The organism is Streptomyces sp. NPDC003284 (assembly GCF_053589675.1).
In genome coordinates this window covers 730,219-745,715 of the sequence record NZ_JBSFSI010000002.1, presented here as the reverse complement: position 1 = coordinate 745,715, position 15,497 = coordinate 730,219, and the positions used below count along the sequence as shown (strand labels likewise).

Genomic DNA, 15,497 nt, shown 5'->3' with positions numbered 1-15,497 from the left:
CTGCATTTTTCATAGTGACACTTGCCAAGTGTTCACGGCGGGGAGATAGTGGCAAGCGTGATTCCGTCCCCGCCCTTAGGAACAGACGCCGCCGCGGGTCTTCTCGCCCCCGGCGCCGCCACGGGAGCGGGCCCCACCGGGGCCGTTGCCGAGCGCCGGTTCCGTTTCGAACTGGCCGCGCATCCGGGTTCGCCCGCACAGGCCAGACGACTGACCAGGTCACGGCTCACCGGCTGGTCGGTGTGCGAGGACACCTGTGACACCGCGGCCCTGATCGTCACCGAGCTGGTCACCAACGCCATCGTGCACACGGCGAGCAACCAGGTCGTCTGCGAGCTGCTCGACGGCGACGACCTGGTGCGCATATCCGTGCGCGACGAGGGCTGCGCCCCGGGGGAGCCGCACTCCTCGCCGCAGCGGCCGGAGGAGGAGCACGGCAGAGGACTCCTCCTGGTCGAGGCCCTGTGCCGCGCCTGGGGAGCGCAGGAGCTGGGCCACGGTCTCGTCGTGTGGGCCGACCTGCCCCGCGCGGCCGCCACGGCGGACGGTCCCGCCGCCGACGTGACGGCGTCCACGGACGTACGGCGTCCCGTGGACGCAGCGGCACCCATGGACGCACCGGCACCGGCACCGGCGGACGCGAACCCGCCCGTGGTGACGACGGCCGAGGCGGACGCGGAGCCGCCCGCGGACGCCCAGGCACCGGCGCGCGAACAGGGTTCCCGGGACGACCGCGAGGTGCGCGGCGACCTCGGCTGGGGCGCGCGCCCCAAGCCGGCCCCCGCCCGTCACCCCGGCCACGAGGACGACCCGCGGGCGGCACGGGAGCCACACGGGCACCCGCACGCCCAGCACACCCCGCCACCGCACCACGCGGCGCACACACCACACGCATCACACACACCGCAGGCGGCCCACGGACCGCATGCCGCACCGCACGGGACGCACGCGCCACAGGCGTCCCACCCGCCGCACACCCCGCACACCCCGCAGGGCACGCGACCGCACGAAGCTCAGGGAACGGGGTCTGTATGGCTGTGAGCGGTACTCAGGGTTCCGATCTCGGCTCCGGCCAGGTGTGCAGCCTGGACACCCTCGTACGCCTGGGGCGCGCGCCGCGCACGCCCGGCGCACCGGGCAGCCCGGAACCGTCCGGTCCGCCGCTCCGGCTCACCCTTCCCGAGGGCATGACGGTCCCGCTGGGCTGTGACGCCGTGGCGGTGCCCGCCCGTTTCGGCTCCGAGCTGATGCCCCGGCTGCCGCGCGTGGGCTGCGTCTTCGCCGACGCGACGCACTGGTGGTGGATCGTGCCCTCGGACTCCGACTACGCCCTGCGCTGGCCCGCCCCCTCGTACTACGCGACCGGCGCAGTCCTGCCCGACACGGCGCGCGACCGGCTGCCCACGCTCATCCACCGCCCGGACGGCACGGTCCCCTACACGCCGCCCATCCCCCTGTATCTGGCCCTGTGCCGGGTGACGGGGACGACCCCGGCCTGGTCCCGGTCGGTCAGCGCCTGATCCTCCCCCGTCGGCGTACAACCGGTGGAGCGCTGGGCGTACGCCGGTGTGCCCGGCACTCAGGCGCTCACGTCACCGCCGCCGTCGCCGCCCCGGACGATCACCAGGAAGGTGTCCGTGGCGAGGTCCATGACGACCTCGGCCGGCAGGCCCTCCAGACGCCGCGCGTGCGCGAACTCCTCCGCGGGCCATGACCCGCGCGGACCACCGGCGGGAAAGCGTTCGAGCACTGTTCGCCCGTTCACGCCGCACCTCCCTGTCGAGCTGTACTCCTAGAGTTAAACGCCAAGCATGGGGTGAACGCCTCGCGCGGTGACCGTACTGAGACGCAGTCGACACGAGTTCACCGCCGAAACCGCGTCCGACCTCACACTTCCGGCGCAGCCGGGCACCGTGCGCGGCACCCCGCGCACGGATCGTGCTCACTCGTCCGCGTGATCCGGGAGGGCGGCCATCGCCGTGCCGAGGAGGTGTCCGGCGCGGTCCACGGCCCGTTCCAGCTCCTCGGGGGACGCCGTCAGCCCGCCGAGGACGCCGTCGACGTCCGCCAGCCCCGCGCGCGCCACGAGCCCCTTGTCGTTGGTGGTCCACTCCCCGCGCGCGGCCAGCACCGCGTGCGCCGTCTGCGTCGCGGCCAGGGCCACCGCCCCGGCGACCTGGGTGAGGGCGCCCCTGGGCGCGTGTCCGGCGCGCGCGTAGGCGAGCGTGGCGGTGGCCAGGCCGTACCAGTGGTCGCGCGCGGCCGGGCGCAGCCTGTGCGGATACGCCGTCGGCCGGGGCAGCTCGCCGCGCAGTACCCGGTTCACCGCGAGTTCCGCCACCACCAGGTAGCTCGGGATCCCGGCGAGGTGGAAGAGCAGCGGCTCCACCCGGAACCGGCCCGCCTCGGCCTCGGCCCACTCGTGCTCGACGACGGCGAGGTCCCGGTAGTGGACGTCGACACGGCGGCCGTCCACGGTCAGCCAGGCGCCGCCGTTGAAGACGCCGCCGCCCCACTCGCCGATCCCGGAGACCTCCCCCGGCCAGCCCACGGCGCGCAGCTCGGCGGGGTCGAAGCGGTCGCGGTAGTAGACGGCGAGGTCCCAGTCGCTGTCGGGCCGGTGGGTGCCCTGGGCGCGGGAGCCGCCGAGGGCGACGGCCCGGACACCGGGGAGGGCGGCGAGCCGGTCGGCGACGGAGTCGAGGAAGAGCTGGTCCGGGTCTTCCGCCTGTTCCGGGCGTTCCATGCGGTGGTGCTCCCCTTGTCTCGCGTCTCGCTTTGTCTCGTGTCTTGTTGTCTCGCGCGTTGTCCCGCTCGGCTCTCACGGCGGGAAATTCGGGTGCGCCGGTGTGCGCGCGGCGCGCATCATCGGCGGGTTGTCCACCGTCCCAGGAGTCCTGTTGATACAGCGCGTCACATCCTCCGCCCTCTTCCCGCCGCCGACGTACTCCCACGCCTCCGTCGTCGAGGCGGGCACCAGGCTGGCCTTCCTCGCCGGGGCGGTGCCCCTGGACGCCGAGGGCGGACTCGTCGGGGCGGGCGACCCCGTGCGCCAGGCCGAACAGGTGATCGCCAATCTGTCCCGGCAGCTCCGTGACGTGGGCAGCGACCTGGCCCATGTGCTGGTGACCGACGTGTACGTCGTCAGCGGGGACCCGGCGGTGCTGAGCACCGTATGGGAGGTGGTCGAGGCGTCCGGACTGGCCACGGGTCCGCACTCGTCGACGCTGCTCGGCGTCGCCTGCCTGGGGTATCCGGGCCAGCTGGTGGAGATCACGGCGACGGCCGTCGTACCGGAGGCGCCGGAGGAGGCAGCGGACGAAGCACCGGAGGAGGCAGCGGGCGAGGCGCCGGGTGCGGTGGAGCCCGTGGTGCTGCGCCGGGCCGGTGCACCGGACGCCGCGGCCGTCGCCGACGTCTGGCTGCGGTCCTTCGCCGCCGCGCTGCCCACCGTCGTGCGGCCGCGCACCGACGACGAGGTGCGGGCGTACTTCCGGGACGTGGTGGTGCCCTCGCGGGAGACATGGGTGGCCGACGACACCGGCGGGGACGGCGTCGTCGGTCTGATGGTGCTCGACGACGCCGAGGTGTCCCAGCTCTACCTCGATCCGGCCTGGCGGGGGCGCGGGCTGGGCGACCGCTTCGTCGCCCTCGCCAAGGAGCGCCGCCCGCGCGGGCTGGAGCTGTGGACCTTCCAGGTCAACGCGCCCGCGCACCGCTTCTACGAGCGGCACGGCTTCGTCGCCGCCGAGTACACCGACGGCAGCGGCAACGAGGAGCGCGAGCCGGACGTCCGGTACGTCTGGCGGCCCTGAGGGCGGGCGGCACCGTGTCGGCAGGCGTCCGCGGGCCGCCGCCGCAGGGCCGCCGCGGCGGTCGCGTCAGCCACGGGCGCCGTACCGGTCCGTGGCCGCGACCAGGACGTCCACCACTCCGGGAGCGCCCGCGTGGTGCCCGGCCCGGTCCACGATCACCAGCTCGCTGTCCGGCCAGGCCCGCTCCAGGCGCCAGACGATGCCGAGGAGGTTGCCGAAGTCGAGACCGCCCTGGACGAGGGTGCCGGGGATGCCCGCCAGCAGGGGGGCGTCGCGCAGGACCACGCCCTCGTCGTTGTCCGGGCCGAGGAAGTGGTCGTTGCCGAAGTAGTGCGTGACGGTGCGGGCGAAGGCCATGCGGAACGCCGGATCCTCGTAGCGGGGCACGGAACGCGGCGGGGCGGGGACGATCGCCGTCTCCCAGTCGGTCCAGGCCCGTGCCGCCCGCGCGCGGACCTCCGGGTCGGGCGATTCGAGCAGCCGACTGTAGGCGGCGGCGAGGTTGCCGGTGCGGTCGGCGTCCTCGGGCAGCTCGGCGAGGAAGCGGGCGAAGGCGTCCGGGAAGCACCTGCCCAGTCCGTGGGTCAACAGGGCCACCTCGGCGTTCGAACCGGTGGCGACCCCGGTGAGCACCAGCTCGGAGACCACCCCGGGGTGGGTCTGGGCGTACCGCAGTCCCAGGACCGAGCCCCAGGAGGCGCCCCACACCAGCCACCGCTCGATGCCCAGGTGCCGGCGCAGCAGTTCCAGGTCGGACAGGAGGTGCCGGGTGGTGTTGACGCTCATGTCGGTGCCGGGGGCGCTCGCGTGCGGCACGGAGCGTCCGCAGCCGCGCTGGTCGAGGAGCACGATCCGGTAGACGGCCGGATCGAAGTAGCGCCGGTGGCCCAGGGTGCAGCCGGAGCCGGGGCCGCCGTGCAGCACCAGCGCGGGCTTGCCGTCCGGGTTGCCGCAGGTCTCCCAGTAGACGTGGTTGCCGTCGCCGACGTCGAGCAGGCCATGGCCGTACGGTTCGGTCTCCGGATAGAGGGGCATCGGCGCACCCTAGCCGGGGCGCGGCGGCGCCGTCCCCCGGTTTTCCGCGTGCCCCCGCGCCCGGGGCTCCTGTCCCGGGCGCGCGCCCGCGCGGTCATTCCTCCGGCTTCGTCTCCAGCCCCGCCGCGTCCGCCGCCGTGCGCAGGACGTCGCGGAGCATCGCCGGGGTGAGACGGCCGGTGAAGGTGTTGCGCTGGCTGACGTGGAAGCAGCCGAAGAGGTCGAGGCCGGGGAGCACCACCCGGGTGCCGTGCGCGAAGGCGGGGCGGGGCCGGGGCACCGTCCAGCCCGCCTCGGTGAACGCGGGCAGCGCGGCCTGCCAGCCGAACGCGCCGAGCACCACCACCGCCCGCAGGGTGGGCCGCAGCAGATGCAGTTCCTGGACCAGCCAGGGCCGGCAGGTGTCCCGTTCGCCGGGGGTCGGCTTGTTGGCGGGCGGGGCGCAGTGCACCGGCGAGGTGAGGCGTACGCCGTGCAGTTCCAGGCCGTCGTCGGCGGAGACGGCGGTGGGCCGGGAGGCCAGGCCCACGTCGTACAGCGCCCGGTAGAGGACGTCGCCGGAGCGGTCCCCGGTGAACATGCGGCCGGTGCGGTTGGCGCCGTGCGCGGCCGGGGCGAGTCCGACGATCAGCAGCCGTGCGTCCGGGGGGCCGAAGCCCGGTACGGGGCGGCCCCAGTACGTCCAGTCGGCGAAGGCGGCCCGTTTGGTATCGGCCACCTCCTCGCGCCAGGCCACCAGGCGCGGGCAGGCCCGGCAGCGGGTGATGCGCCGGTCGAGGGCGTCGAGACTGCTGCTGTCCATGCCTCCACCGTAAATAGCTCCGGGGCGGCCGGTCCGGGCGGCTAAGGTCGGATCCATGGCTTCGGGAGACGACATGGACCGCGACCAGGACAGGGGCGGCCCGAGCGGGGACGGCGAGCACGAGGGCGGCGCGGGCGGGCAGGGGCGCGGGGACGCCGCTCCGGCGGCGGCCGCCGTCGATCCCCGGGTCGCCGCCGCCGTGGCCGCCGCTGCGGCGGCCGGTCCGGGCGCGGGCGAGACCGTGCGGATCGACAGCTGGATCTGGGCCGTCCGCCTGGTCAAGACCCGCTCCGTCGGCGCCACCGCCTGCCGGGGCGGCCATGTCCGGGTGAACGGCGAGCGGGTCAAGCCCGCGTACTCCGTCCGCGTCGGCGACGAGGTGCGGCTGCGCGGCGAGGGCCGGGAGCGGATCGTCGTGGTCACCCGGCTGATCCGCAAGCGGGTCGGCGCGCCCGTGGCCGTCCAGTGCTACGTCGACAACTCCCCGCCGCCCCCGCCCCGGGAGGCCGTCGCGCCCGCCGGGGTGCGCGACCGCGGGGCCGGACGGCCGACCAAGCGCGACCGCCGGGAGCTGGAGCGGCTGCGCGACCTGGGCACCTTGGACGGTCCGAGCGGTCCGCAGGGCCGTCCGCGCGGCCACTGACCACCGGCCTCACGCCGCCCCGCCCCGGCCGCGCTCCCGGGGCCGCCGTACTCCCCGCACCGGCGTACTCCTCACACCGCCGCACCGGCGTACTCCCCGCGCCGCCGCAGCGCGAAGAGTACGTTGGCAGGGAGAAGTGGTGAGCGGCGATGCGTACGGGCAGCGAACCGACGACCGCGCGCAGTGCCCTGCGGGCGCGGTTCTGGCTGTGCCTGTGGGGGCTGGCCTGGGCGATGTTCGGCGTGGCCGTGTTCGTGCTGGTCGGGCGGCCGGGGTGGGCGGCGGCCTGCGGTGTGCTGTGGCTGGTGATCGCGGTCGACTTCGCGGTCGTCGTCCGTCATCTGCGCCAGGGTCCGCACTATCAGCCGGGCCGTGACGTCCCCCCGTACCGGCCCCCCGACTGAGGGCGCCCCCGGAAGCGGGCGGTCGGGTCAGGTGTCGAACTTGGCCCGTTGCAGGTACTCCGGGTTGGGGTCCAGCGCGGCGGCCAGCCGGAAGTGGCGCTTGGCCTGGTCGGGACGGCCCTGCCGCTCGTAGGTGCGGGCGAGCGCGAAGTGCGCGTACGCGTTGTCCGGCTCCCGCTCCAGGACGATGGTGAACTCCAGCTCGGCCGGTCTCAGTTGCGCGGCGGCGAAGAAGGCGCGGGCCCGCAGCAGCCGGGCGGCCGTGTTCTCGGGGTGCGCGGCGATGACGCCGTCGAGCAGCTTCACCGCGCCCCGTGGATCCCGCGCGGCGAGCAGGTGTTCGGCGGCGCGGAAGTCGATGACATGCGTCTCCGGAGTACGTCCGGGGGAACCGCTGGTCTCGGGCACGGCTGAGTCCTTCCCTTGCTGGAAGGGTCCAACGCCCCGACCGGGCAACCGTATTCCGGCGGACGCGGGCCGTGCGGGGGCGCGCGGGCTACTCCCGGTCGCCGGCCGGTGCGCTGTGCGCCCTGTCGGCCAGTCGCGCCCAGACCTCGCGCACCCGGTCCCGCAACCGTTCCAGCGGTACGTCGTTGTCGATGACGATGTCGGCGATCTCCAGGCGCTGTTCGCGCGTCGCCTGCGCGGCCATGCGCGCGCGGGCGTCCTCCTCGGTCATGCCGCGCAGCCGTACGAGCCGGTCGAGCTGGGTCTCGGGGCGGGCGTCCACCACGATCACGAGGTCGTAGAGGGGGGCCAGGCCGTTCTCGGTGAGGAGCGGGACGTCGTGGACGACTACGGCGTCCTCGGCGGCGGCCTCCTCCAGTTCGCGTGAACGGGCCCCCACCAGGGGGTGCACGATCGCGTTGAGGACCGCGAGCCGCTCCGGGTCGGCGAAGACCACGGCACCCAGCCGGGGGCGGTCCAGGCTGCCGTCGGCGGCGAGCACCTCGGAGCCGAAGGCGTCGGCCACGGCGGCCAGTCCCGGTGTGCCCGGGGCGACCACCTCGCGCGCGATGCGGTCGGCGTCGATCAGCACCGCCCCGCACTCCACGAGCAGCCGTGACACCTCGCTCTTACCGGCTCCGATGCCCCCGGTCAGGCCCACCTTCAGCATGGCGGCAGCTTAGGGCCTGGCGCGGGCGGCGAGGACGCCGGGCCCGGCGGGGGCGGTCAGTTCTCGCCCTCCCGTTCGGCCAGGAACCGTTCGAACTCCCGGCCGATCTCGTCCGCCGAGGGGATCTCCACGGGCTCGGCGAGCATGTTGCCGCGGGTCTCCGCTCCGGCGGCCGCGTCGTACTGGTGCTCAAGGCCCTGGACCAGGGAGGTCAGCTCCTCGTCGCCCTCCCGGATCTGCCGGTCGATCTCGGTCTGGGTGCGGTGGGCGTCGTTGCGCAGGGAGTGGGCGAGGCCCGGCAGCACCAGCCCGGTGGCGGCCGTGATGGCCTCCAGCACGGTCAGGGCCGCGTCCGGGTACGGGGAGCGGGCGATGTAGTGCGGTACGTGCGCGGCGACGCCCAGGACGTCGTGCCCGGCCTCCATGAGCCGGTACTCCAGCAGGGCGGCGGCGCTGCCGGGCACCTCGGCCTCCTCGAAGGGGCTGCGGTGGCCGGGGACGAGGTCGCTGCGGTTGCCGTGCGGGGTCAGGCCGACCGGGCGGGTGTGCGGGACGCCCATGGGGATGCCGTGGAAGGACACGGCGAGGCGTACGCCCAGCCGCTCCACGATCTCCCGTACGGCCGCCGCGAAGCGCTCCCACTCGACGTCCGGCTCCGGACCGGACAGCAGCAGGAACGGCGCGCCGGTGGCGTCCTGGACGAGGCGCACCTCGATGGAGGGCTCCTCGTACGCGCTCCAGCGGTCGCGCTTGAAGGTCAGCAGCGGCCGGCGGGCGCGGTAGTCCACGAGCCGGTCGTGGTCGAAGCGGGCCACGACCTGGTGGGGCAGGGAGTCGAGCAGCCCGCCGGCGATCAGGTCGCCGGTCTCCCCCGCGTCGATGTAGCCGTCGAAGTGGTAGAGCATGACCAGGCCGGCCGACTCCTGCGCGAGCGCCATGTCGACGACCGCCAGGCCCTTCGGCTCCCATGTGTACAAACCCTGCGGATCAAGCACTGTGATCGCCCCTCCTCGTGTTCATCGGTTCACAACGAGGAGCGGGGCGCGGGCATTCCCCGCCGCCGCGTGCCGTCGCGCGGCTCCGGGCGCGCCACACCGGCACTCTTGACGCGCTCATGCCTCTCTCTTACGGTCCCGGAGCGGTCCGCGGTTCATGTGACCGCCCTCGGTTCAGGTACGCGAACCCGCGCCGCTCGGCAGCGCCCGCACCCGCCCGTCTCCGTGACCACAGGAAGGCTCCCCCATGCGCCGACGTTCCCGCACGTTGCTCACCTCCCTGCTCACCGTCACCGCGGCCCTCGCCGCCCCGCTCCTCGGCGCCCCGGGCGCGCGGGCGGCCGCCCCGGTGGTCGAGGTCTCCACCGCGGCCCAGCTCAAGGCGGCGCTGTCCGCGGCGGCCCCGGGCGACACGATCCACCTGGCCGACGGCACGTACACCGGCAACTTCAAGGCCACCCGCGCGGCCACGTCCGGCGCCCGCATCACCCTGACCGGCTCGGCCGGGGCCGTGCTCACCGCGGGCGGCGGCTACGGGCTGCACCTGAACGGCGCGTCGTACTGGACGGTCAGCGGGCTGACCGTCACCGGCGGCCAGAAGGGAATCATGATCGACGCCGCGCGGGGCGTGATCGTGGACGGTGTGACCGTGCACGACCTCGACATGGAGGGCGTCCACTTCCGGAACTCCAGCACGGACGGCGTCATCCGGAACTCCCGGATCTACGACACCGGGCACGACGGGCGGGGCATGGGCGAGGGCGTCTACGTCGGCACCGCCAACACGCTCTCGGACCGCAGCGACAACATCCAGATCCTGGGCAACACCATCGGGCCCGGTGTCGGGGGCGAGAACGTCGACATCAAGGAGGGCACCACCGGCGCCCGGATCGTCGGCAACACGTTCGACGGCAGCGGCCTCACCGGAGCCAACTACGACGACTCCTGGGTCGATGTGAAGGGCAACGGCGTCCTGGTCCAGGACAACACCGGCACCCGCACCACGAACGACGGCTACCAGACCCACACCCAGCAGTCCGGCTGGGGCTGCGGCACCGTGTTCCGCGGCAACAGGTCGACCCTGACGGGTGCGACCGGCTCGACCCGGCTGGCCGTCGACGTGACCGGCCGGAGCGCGAGCTGCCCGACCACCGTCTACGACAGCAACACGGTGACCGGCGGGAAGGGCCTGACGAACATCGAGGTGACGCCGACGCCCTGAGGACGGGCACCGCCGGGCACCGGCCGGTTCTCCGCGCACACAAGGCCGCGGCCCGTACCCCCACACAGGGGGTACGGGCCGCGGTCGTGCACTACTGCGGGTGCCTGACGGCGAGCGGTCAGCTCTGGCCGCCGGCCAGCTTCTCGCGCAGGGCAGCCAGCGCCTCGTCCGAAGCCAGCGCACCGGAGGTGTCGCCGCCCTCGGAGGAGTACGAGCCGCCACCGCCGGACGCGGCCGGAGCCCCACCCGCGGTGTCGCCACCCTCGGCAGCGGCCTTCTCGTCCGCCTCGCGGGACTTGATGACCTGCGCCTGGTGCTGCTCGAAGCGCGTCTGCGCCTCGGCGTACTGGCGCTCCCACTCCTCGCGCTGCTTCTCGTAGCCCTCGAGCCAGTCGTTGGTCTCGGGGTCGAAGCCCTCGGGGTAGATGTAGTTGCCCTGGTCGTCGTAGGACGCGGCCATGCCGTACAGGGTCGGGTCGAACTCGACCGCCGACGGGTCGGCACCGAAGGACTCGTTGGCCTGCTTCAGCGAGAGGCTGATGCGACGGCGCTCGAGGTCGATGTCGATGACCTTGACGAAGATCTCGTCGTTGACCTGGACGACCTGCTCCGGGATCTCCACGTGGCGCTCGGCCAGCTCGGAGATGTGGACCAGACCCTCGATGCCCTCGTCCACGCGGACGAACGCACCGAACGGCACCAGCTTCGTGACCTTGCCGGGCACGACCTGGCCGATCTGGTGGGTGCGGGCGAACTGCTGCCACGGGTCTTCCTGGGTCGCCTTCAGCGACAGGGAGACGCGCTCGCGGTCCATGTCGACGTCGAGGACCTCGACCGTGACCTCCTGGCCGACCTCGACGACCTCGGAGGGGTGGTCGATGTGCTTCCAGGACAGCTCGGAGACATGGACCAGACCGTCGACGCCACCCAGGTCCACGAAGGCACCGAAGTTGACGATCGAGGAGACCACGCCGGAGCGGACCTGACCCTTCTGGAGGGTCGTGAGGAACGTCTGGCGGACCTCGGACTGGGTCTGCTCCAGCCAGGCACGGCGGGACAGGACCACGTTGTTGCGGTTCTTGTCCAGCTCGATGATCTTCGCCTCGAGCTCCTTGCCCACGTAGGGCTGGAGGTCGCGGACGCGGCGCATCTCGACCAGGGAGGCCGGGAGGAAGCCGCGGAGGCCGATGTCGAGGATGAGACCACCCTTGACGACCTCGATGACGGTACCGGTGACGATGCCGTCCTCTTCCTTGATCTTCTCGATGGTGCCCCAGGCACGCTCGTACTGGGCGCGCTTCTTCGAGAGGATCAGGCGGCCTTCCTTGTCCTCCTTCTGGAGAACAAGGGCCTCGATCTCGTCACCGACGGCGACGACCTCGTTCGGGTCGACGTCGTGCTTGATCGAGAGCTCGCGGCTCGGGATGACACCTTCGGTCTTGTAACCGATGTCGAGCAGGACCTCGTCCCGGTCGACCTTCACGATGACGCCGTCGACGATGTCGCCGTCGTTGAAGTACTTGATCGTCTCGTCGATCGCGGCGAGGAATGCTTCCTCGTTACCGATGTCGTTGACCGCTACCTGCGGGGTGGTGGCGGTGGTCTCGGTGCTGCTCGTCATGTGGGAAAGGGCTCCGGTACGGACATTGAAGTCGTAGGTACTGCTTACGCCGGGAGCCCGTTTCGCTCTGCAGAAGCCGGACAGCCAAGGAAGCGCCACACAAAACCGCTGGTGGCGCCTCGAGAACCGAGGGGACATACAACAGATGCGAGCGCAGCCTGCTCCGTCTGAGGCGCGCAGGCCCGCAGCGCAACTTGTAGCATACGGGGGCAGCCGGGCAGGGTCAATGCGCGAAGCCGCACACCCGGGGCGAACACCGCATTCCCGGCACAGGAACCGTCCTCCGGGGCCGTACCGGCACCGGAACGCCCTCGGCGGCGCGCGCCACGGGGGCGCGCGGAAGAGCCCGCAGACTAGTACGAGGGAGCCGATCATCCAAGAGTCCGAACTGTGCGAGCCCGAGGCCACCCGACGCGCGGCCGGTGTCGCCGAGAGCGCCCGCGCCAACCGCGGCTGGTGGGACCGGAACGCCGACGAGTACCAGGTCGAGCACGGCACGTTCCTCGGCGACGAGCGCTTCGTGTGGTGTCCCGAGGGGCTGGACGAGGTGGAGGCGGAACTCCTCGGTCCGCCCGAGGACCTGAAGGGCAGGGACGTCCTGGAGATCGGCGCCGGCGCGGCCCAGTGCTCGCGCTGGCTGGCCGGGCAGGGCGCGCGTCCGGTCGCCCTCGACCTCTCCCACCGCCAGCTCCAGCACGCGCTGCGCATCGGCGGACCGTTCCCCCTGGTGTGCGCGGACGCCGCCGTGCTCCCCTTCGCGGACGGCTCGTTCGACCTGGCCTGCTCGGCGTACGGGGCGCTGCCCTTCGTCGCCGACCCGCGGCTGGTGCTGCGGGAGGTGCGCCGGGTGCTGCGGCCGGGCGGGCGGTTCGTCTTCTCGGTGACGCACCCCGTCCGGTGGGCGTTCGCGGACGAGCCCGGCCCGGAGGGTCTGTCGGTGTCCGCCTCCTACTTCGACCGCACGCCCTACGTGGAGCAGGACGAGGAGGGCGGCGCGGTCTACGTCGAGCACCACCGCACCCTGGGCGACCGGGTCCGCGACGTGGTCACGTCCGGGTTCCGCCTGGTGGACCTGGTCGAACCGGAGTGGCCCGACTGGAACACCTCCGAGTGGGGCGGCTGGTCCCCGCTGCGCGGGCACCTCATCCCGGGGACGGCGATCTTCGTCTGCGAGCGGGACTGACCCCGGCCCGGACACGGACCCCGGTTCCCGTCCGCCCTCCACGCGCGCGTGGAGGGCGTTCCCGTACCCGTACGACACTGGGGGCGTGATCCGTGACGACGCCCTGGCCGCGCTTCCCGTGCGCGCGGCCCTCCCCGCCCTGAACGACGCGCTCGACGGGCACGGCAGTGCCGTCCTGGTGGCCCCGCCCGGCACCGGCAAGACCACGCTGGTGCCGCTCGCCCTGGCCGGGCTGACCGGCGGGGGCCCGCCCCGGCGGGTGGTCGTGGCCGAGCCGCGGCGGATCGCGGCGCGCGCCGCGGCCCGGCGGATGGCCTGGCTGCTGGGCGAACGGCCCGGCGAGAGCGTCGGCCACACCGTCCGCGGGGAACGCGTCGTCGGGCCGCGCACGCGCGTGGAGGTCGTCACCACCGGTGTGCTGCTCCAGCGCCTCCAGCGCGACCAGGAGCTGGCCGGTACGGACGCGGTGGTCCTCGACGAGTGCCACGAGCGGCATCTGGACGCGGACACGGCCGCCGCGTTCCTGTGCGACGTACGGGAGGCGCTGCGGCCGGAGCTGCGGCTCGTGGCCGCGTCGGCGACCACGGACGCCGCGGGCTGGGCGCGGCTGCTGGGCGGGGCGCCGGTGGTCGAGGCGGCCGGTGTGTCGTACCCGGTGGAGGTGGTGTGGGCGCCGCCCGCGCGCCCGGTGCGGCCGCCGCACGGCATGCGGGTGGATCCCGCGCTGCTCGCGCACGTGGGGTCGGTGGTGCGGCGGGCGCTGGCCGAGCGGACCGGTGACGTGCTGTGCTTCCTGCCGGGCGCGGGCGAGATCGCCCGGGTGGCGGGCGCGCTCGGGGATCTGGCGGGCACGGACGTGCTCCAGGTGCACGGACGGGCCCCGGCGGCCGTGCAGGACGCGGTGCTGGCGCCCGGGACGCGGCGGCGGGTGGTGCTCGCCACGTCGGTCGCGGAGTCCTCGCTGACGGTGCCCGGCGTCAGGGTCGTGGTGGACGCGGGGCTCGCCCGGGAGCCGCGGGTGGACCACGCGCGCGGGCTGAGCGCGCTGACGACGGTACGGGCCTCGCAGGCGGCCGGACGGCAGCGGGCGGGCCGGGCCGGACGGGAGGCGCCGGGCGCGGTGTACCGGTGCTGGACCGAGGCCGAGGACGGCCGCCTGCCGCGGTTCCCGGCGCCGGAGATCAAGGTGGCCGACCTCACCGCGTTCGCTCTTCAGGCGGCCTGCTGGGGCGACCCGGACGCCTCCGGGCTCGCCCTGCTCGATCCGCCGCCCGCCGGGGCGATGGCGGCGGCGCGGGAGGTCCTGACCGCCGTGGGCGCGGTCGGTCCGGACGGGCGCGCCACGGAGCGCGGTGCGCGGCTGGCCCGGCTCGGCGTGCATCCCCGGCTCGGACGGGCCCTGCTCGACGCGGGCGCCGGTGGTGCGGCCGAGCGGGCCGCGGAGGTGGTCGCGCTGCTCAGCGAGGAGGTGCCCCGGGAGTACGGCGACGATCTCGCGGCCGCGCTGCGCGCCGCCCGGCGCGGCGGCGACCCGTACGCGGGGCGGTGGCGCACGGAGGTGCGGCGGCTGCGGGCCGCGGCGAAGGGCTCCGCGGCGCCCGCCCCGGAAGGGCGAGCGGCCGAGCCCTCCGGCGGGGGCCGTGAGGGCGGGGGCCGTGAGGAGGACGTGGCCGGGCTCGTCGCCGCGCTGGCCTTCCCCGAGCGGGTGGCGCGGCTGGACGGCGGTTCGTACCTGATGGTCTCCGGCACGCGGGCGGAGCCGGCCGAGGGGTCCGCGCTGCGCGGGTCGCCGTGGCTCGCCGTCGCGGTCGCCGACCGGCCGCTGGGCCGGGGGCACGCGCGCGTGCAGCTCGCCGCCGCCGTCGACGAGGACATCGCCCGGCGGGCGGCCGGGGCGCTGCACGAGGAGCGGGACGAGGTCGGCTGGACCGGCGGGGACGTCGTCGCGCGGCGCGTCGAACGGCTGGGGGCGGTGGAACTGAGGGCGCGTCCCCTCTCCGACCCCGATCCCGCGCTCGTGCGCGGGGCGCTGCTCCAGGGGCTGCGCCAGGAGGGCTGGGGGCTGCTGCGCTGGCCGCCGGGAGCCGAGGCGCTGCGGCGGCGGCTCGCCTTCCTGCACCGGCGGCTCGGCGCGCCCTGGCCCGACGTGGGCGACGACGCCCTGCACGCGCGCGTGGAGGAGTGGCTGGAGCCGGAACTCGGCCGTGCCCGCCGCCGTGCGGACCTCGCGCGGATCGACGCCGGGCAGGGGCTGTCCCGGCTGCTGCCGTGGGCCTCGGGGGAGGCGGCCCGCCTGGACGAACTGGCCCCGGAGCGGATCACCGTACCCAGCGGGTCGGCCGTCCGGGTCGACTACGGCGATCCCGAGCGGCCGGTGCTCGCGGTGAAGCTCCAGGAGATGTTCGGGCTGGACGCCTCGCCCGCCGTGGCCGGGGTGCCGGTCCTCGTGCACCTGCTCTCCCCCGCCGGCCGTCCCGTCGCCGTCACCGCCGACCTCGCGTCCTTCTGGCGGGACGGCTACAAGGGCGTACGGGCTGAGCTGCGCGGGCGGTATCCGAAGCACCCCTGGCCCGAGGACCCGGCGGCCGCCGAGCCGACCCGGCACACCAACGCCCGGCTGCGGCGCTGACCCGGCGGCCGGTCCGGGGCCGCACGCGCCG

Annotated in this window: 15 protein-coding genes and 2 pseudogenes; 9 read left to right on the top strand and 8 right to left on the bottom strand. The window is 74.3% G+C overall.

Features of this window, described 5'->3' with window-relative positions; translation table 11 throughout:
• Window positions 1-48: 48 nt before the first annotated feature.
• Window positions 49-535: pseudogene (locus ACWDYF_RS06805) on the top strand (ATP-binding protein); the annotation flags it as partial.
• A gap of 496 nt (window positions 536-1,031) precedes the next feature.
• Window positions 1,032-1,520, top strand: a complete 489-nt coding sequence (locus ACWDYF_RS06800; RefSeq protein WP_381743816.1) for a hypothetical protein — start codon at window positions 1,032-1,034, stop codon at window positions 1,518-1,520.
• A gap of 59 nt (window positions 1,521-1,579) precedes the next feature.
• Here the strand turns inward: ACWDYF_RS06800 and ACWDYF_RS06795 are convergent, their stop codons facing one another.
• Complete coding sequence (locus ACWDYF_RS06795) at window positions 1,580-1,765, bottom strand: hypothetical protein (RefSeq protein ID WP_158690395.1); 186 nt, start codon at window positions 1,763-1,765, stop codon at window positions 1,580-1,582.
• A 177-nt stretch (window positions 1,766-1,942) separates the two neighbouring features.
• Window positions 1,943-2,746, bottom strand: coding sequence for a nucleotidyltransferase domain-containing protein (locus ACWDYF_RS06790; protein WP_389466666.1), 804 nt, complete (start codon window positions 2,744-2,746; stop codon window positions 1,943-1,945).
• Here ACWDYF_RS06790 and ACWDYF_RS06785 point away from each other — a divergent pair.
• Together ACWDYF_RS06785 and ACWDYF_RS06780 are read left to right on the top strand one after the other, a co-directional pair.
• Window positions 2,745-3,233 (top strand): annotated as a pseudogene (locus tag ACWDYF_RS06785) (RidA family protein); the annotation flags it as partial. The gene ACWDYF_RS06790 and the pseudogene ACWDYF_RS06785 sit on opposite strands and share 2 nt — an antisense overlap.
• 126 nt (window positions 3,234-3,359) lie before the next feature.
• Entirely contained in the window at window positions 3,360-3,815 is a 456-nt protein-coding gene (locus tag ACWDYF_RS06780; protein ID WP_389466985.1) for a GNAT family N-acetyltransferase, read from the top strand.
• A 66-nt stretch (window positions 3,816-3,881) separates the two neighbouring features.
• Here ACWDYF_RS06780 and pip read toward each other — a convergent pair whose 3' ends face one another.
• Both pip and ACWDYF_RS06770 read right to left on the bottom strand, forming a co-directional pair.
• Window positions 3,882-4,850, bottom strand: coding sequence for a prolyl aminopeptidase (pip, locus tag ACWDYF_RS06775; RefSeq protein WP_389466669.1), 969 nt, complete (start codon window positions 4,848-4,850; stop codon window positions 3,882-3,884).
• A 94-nt stretch (window positions 4,851-4,944) separates the two neighbouring features.
• Window positions 4,945-5,652 (bottom strand): uracil-DNA glycosylase, encoded by a 708-nt coding sequence (locus ACWDYF_RS06770; protein ID WP_389466672.1) that lies wholly within the window; start codon window positions 5,650-5,652, stop codon window positions 4,945-4,947.
• A 55-nt stretch (window positions 5,653-5,707) separates the two neighbouring features.
• Here ACWDYF_RS06770 and ACWDYF_RS06765 point away from each other — a divergent pair, with 55 nt between their 5' ends.
• A complete protein-coding gene (locus ACWDYF_RS06765; RefSeq protein WP_389466675.1) occupies window positions 5,708-6,295 on the top strand; it encodes an RNA-binding S4 domain-containing protein in 588 nt (195 codons plus the stop codon).
• Between the two features lie 149 nt (window positions 6,296-6,444).
• A complete protein-coding gene (locus tag ACWDYF_RS06760) occupies window positions 6,445-6,699 on the top strand; it encodes a DUF6343 family protein (RefSeq protein ID WP_018567571.1) in 255 nt (84 codons plus the stop codon).
• Between the two features lie 27 nt (window positions 6,700-6,726).
• Here the strand turns inward: ACWDYF_RS06760 and ACWDYF_RS06755 are convergent, their stop codons facing one another.
• The 3 genes from ACWDYF_RS06755 to ACWDYF_RS06745 form a co-directional block, all read right to left on the bottom strand.
• On the bottom strand, window positions 6,727-7,107 hold the full coding sequence (locus ACWDYF_RS06755) for a tetratricopeptide repeat protein (protein ID WP_018567570.1): 381 nt from the start codon (window positions 7,105-7,107) through the stop codon (window positions 6,727-6,729).
• 88 nt (window positions 7,108-7,195) lie between these two features.
• Window positions 7,196-7,816: a dephospho-CoA kinase gene (gene coaE, locus ACWDYF_RS06750; RefSeq protein WP_389466679.1), complete on the bottom strand. Its 621-nt coding sequence runs from the start codon at window positions 7,814-7,816 to the stop codon at window positions 7,196-7,198.
• 56 nt (window positions 7,817-7,872) lie between these two features.
• Entirely contained in the window at window positions 7,873-8,811 is a 939-nt protein-coding gene (locus tag ACWDYF_RS06745; RefSeq protein WP_026252497.1) for a PAC2 family protein, read from the bottom strand.
• Window positions 8,812-9,058: 247 nt separating this feature from the next.
• On the opposite strand from ACWDYF_RS06745, the gene ACWDYF_RS06740 reads away from it, so the two are divergent.
• Window positions 9,059-10,033 (top strand): right-handed parallel beta-helix repeat-containing protein, encoded by a 975-nt coding sequence (locus ACWDYF_RS06740; protein ID WP_389466682.1) that lies wholly within the window; start codon window positions 9,059-9,061, stop codon window positions 10,031-10,033.
• Window positions 10,034-10,151: 118 nt separating this feature from the next.
• On the opposite strand, the gene rpsA is transcribed toward ACWDYF_RS06740, so the two are convergent.
• Window positions 10,152-11,654, bottom strand: a complete 1,503-nt coding sequence (rpsA, locus tag ACWDYF_RS06735; RefSeq protein ID WP_018567566.1) for a 30S ribosomal protein S1 — start codon at window positions 11,652-11,654, stop codon at window positions 10,152-10,154.
• 226 nt (window positions 11,655-11,880) lie between these two features.
• On the opposite strand from rpsA, the gene ACWDYF_RS06730 reads away from it, so the two are divergent.
• Together ACWDYF_RS06730 and hrpB are read left to right on the top strand one after the other, a co-directional pair.
• Window positions 11,881-12,837, top strand: coding sequence for a class I SAM-dependent methyltransferase (locus ACWDYF_RS06730; RefSeq protein ID WP_389466685.1), 957 nt, complete (start codon window positions 11,881-11,883; stop codon window positions 12,835-12,837).
• Window positions 12,838-12,922: 85 nt separating this feature from the next.
• Complete coding sequence (hrpB, locus tag ACWDYF_RS06725) at window positions 12,923-15,466, top strand: ATP-dependent helicase HrpB (protein WP_389466688.1); 2,544 nt, start codon at window positions 12,923-12,925, stop codon at window positions 15,464-15,466.
• The last annotated feature ends 31 nt before the right edge of the window (window positions 15,467-15,497 follow it).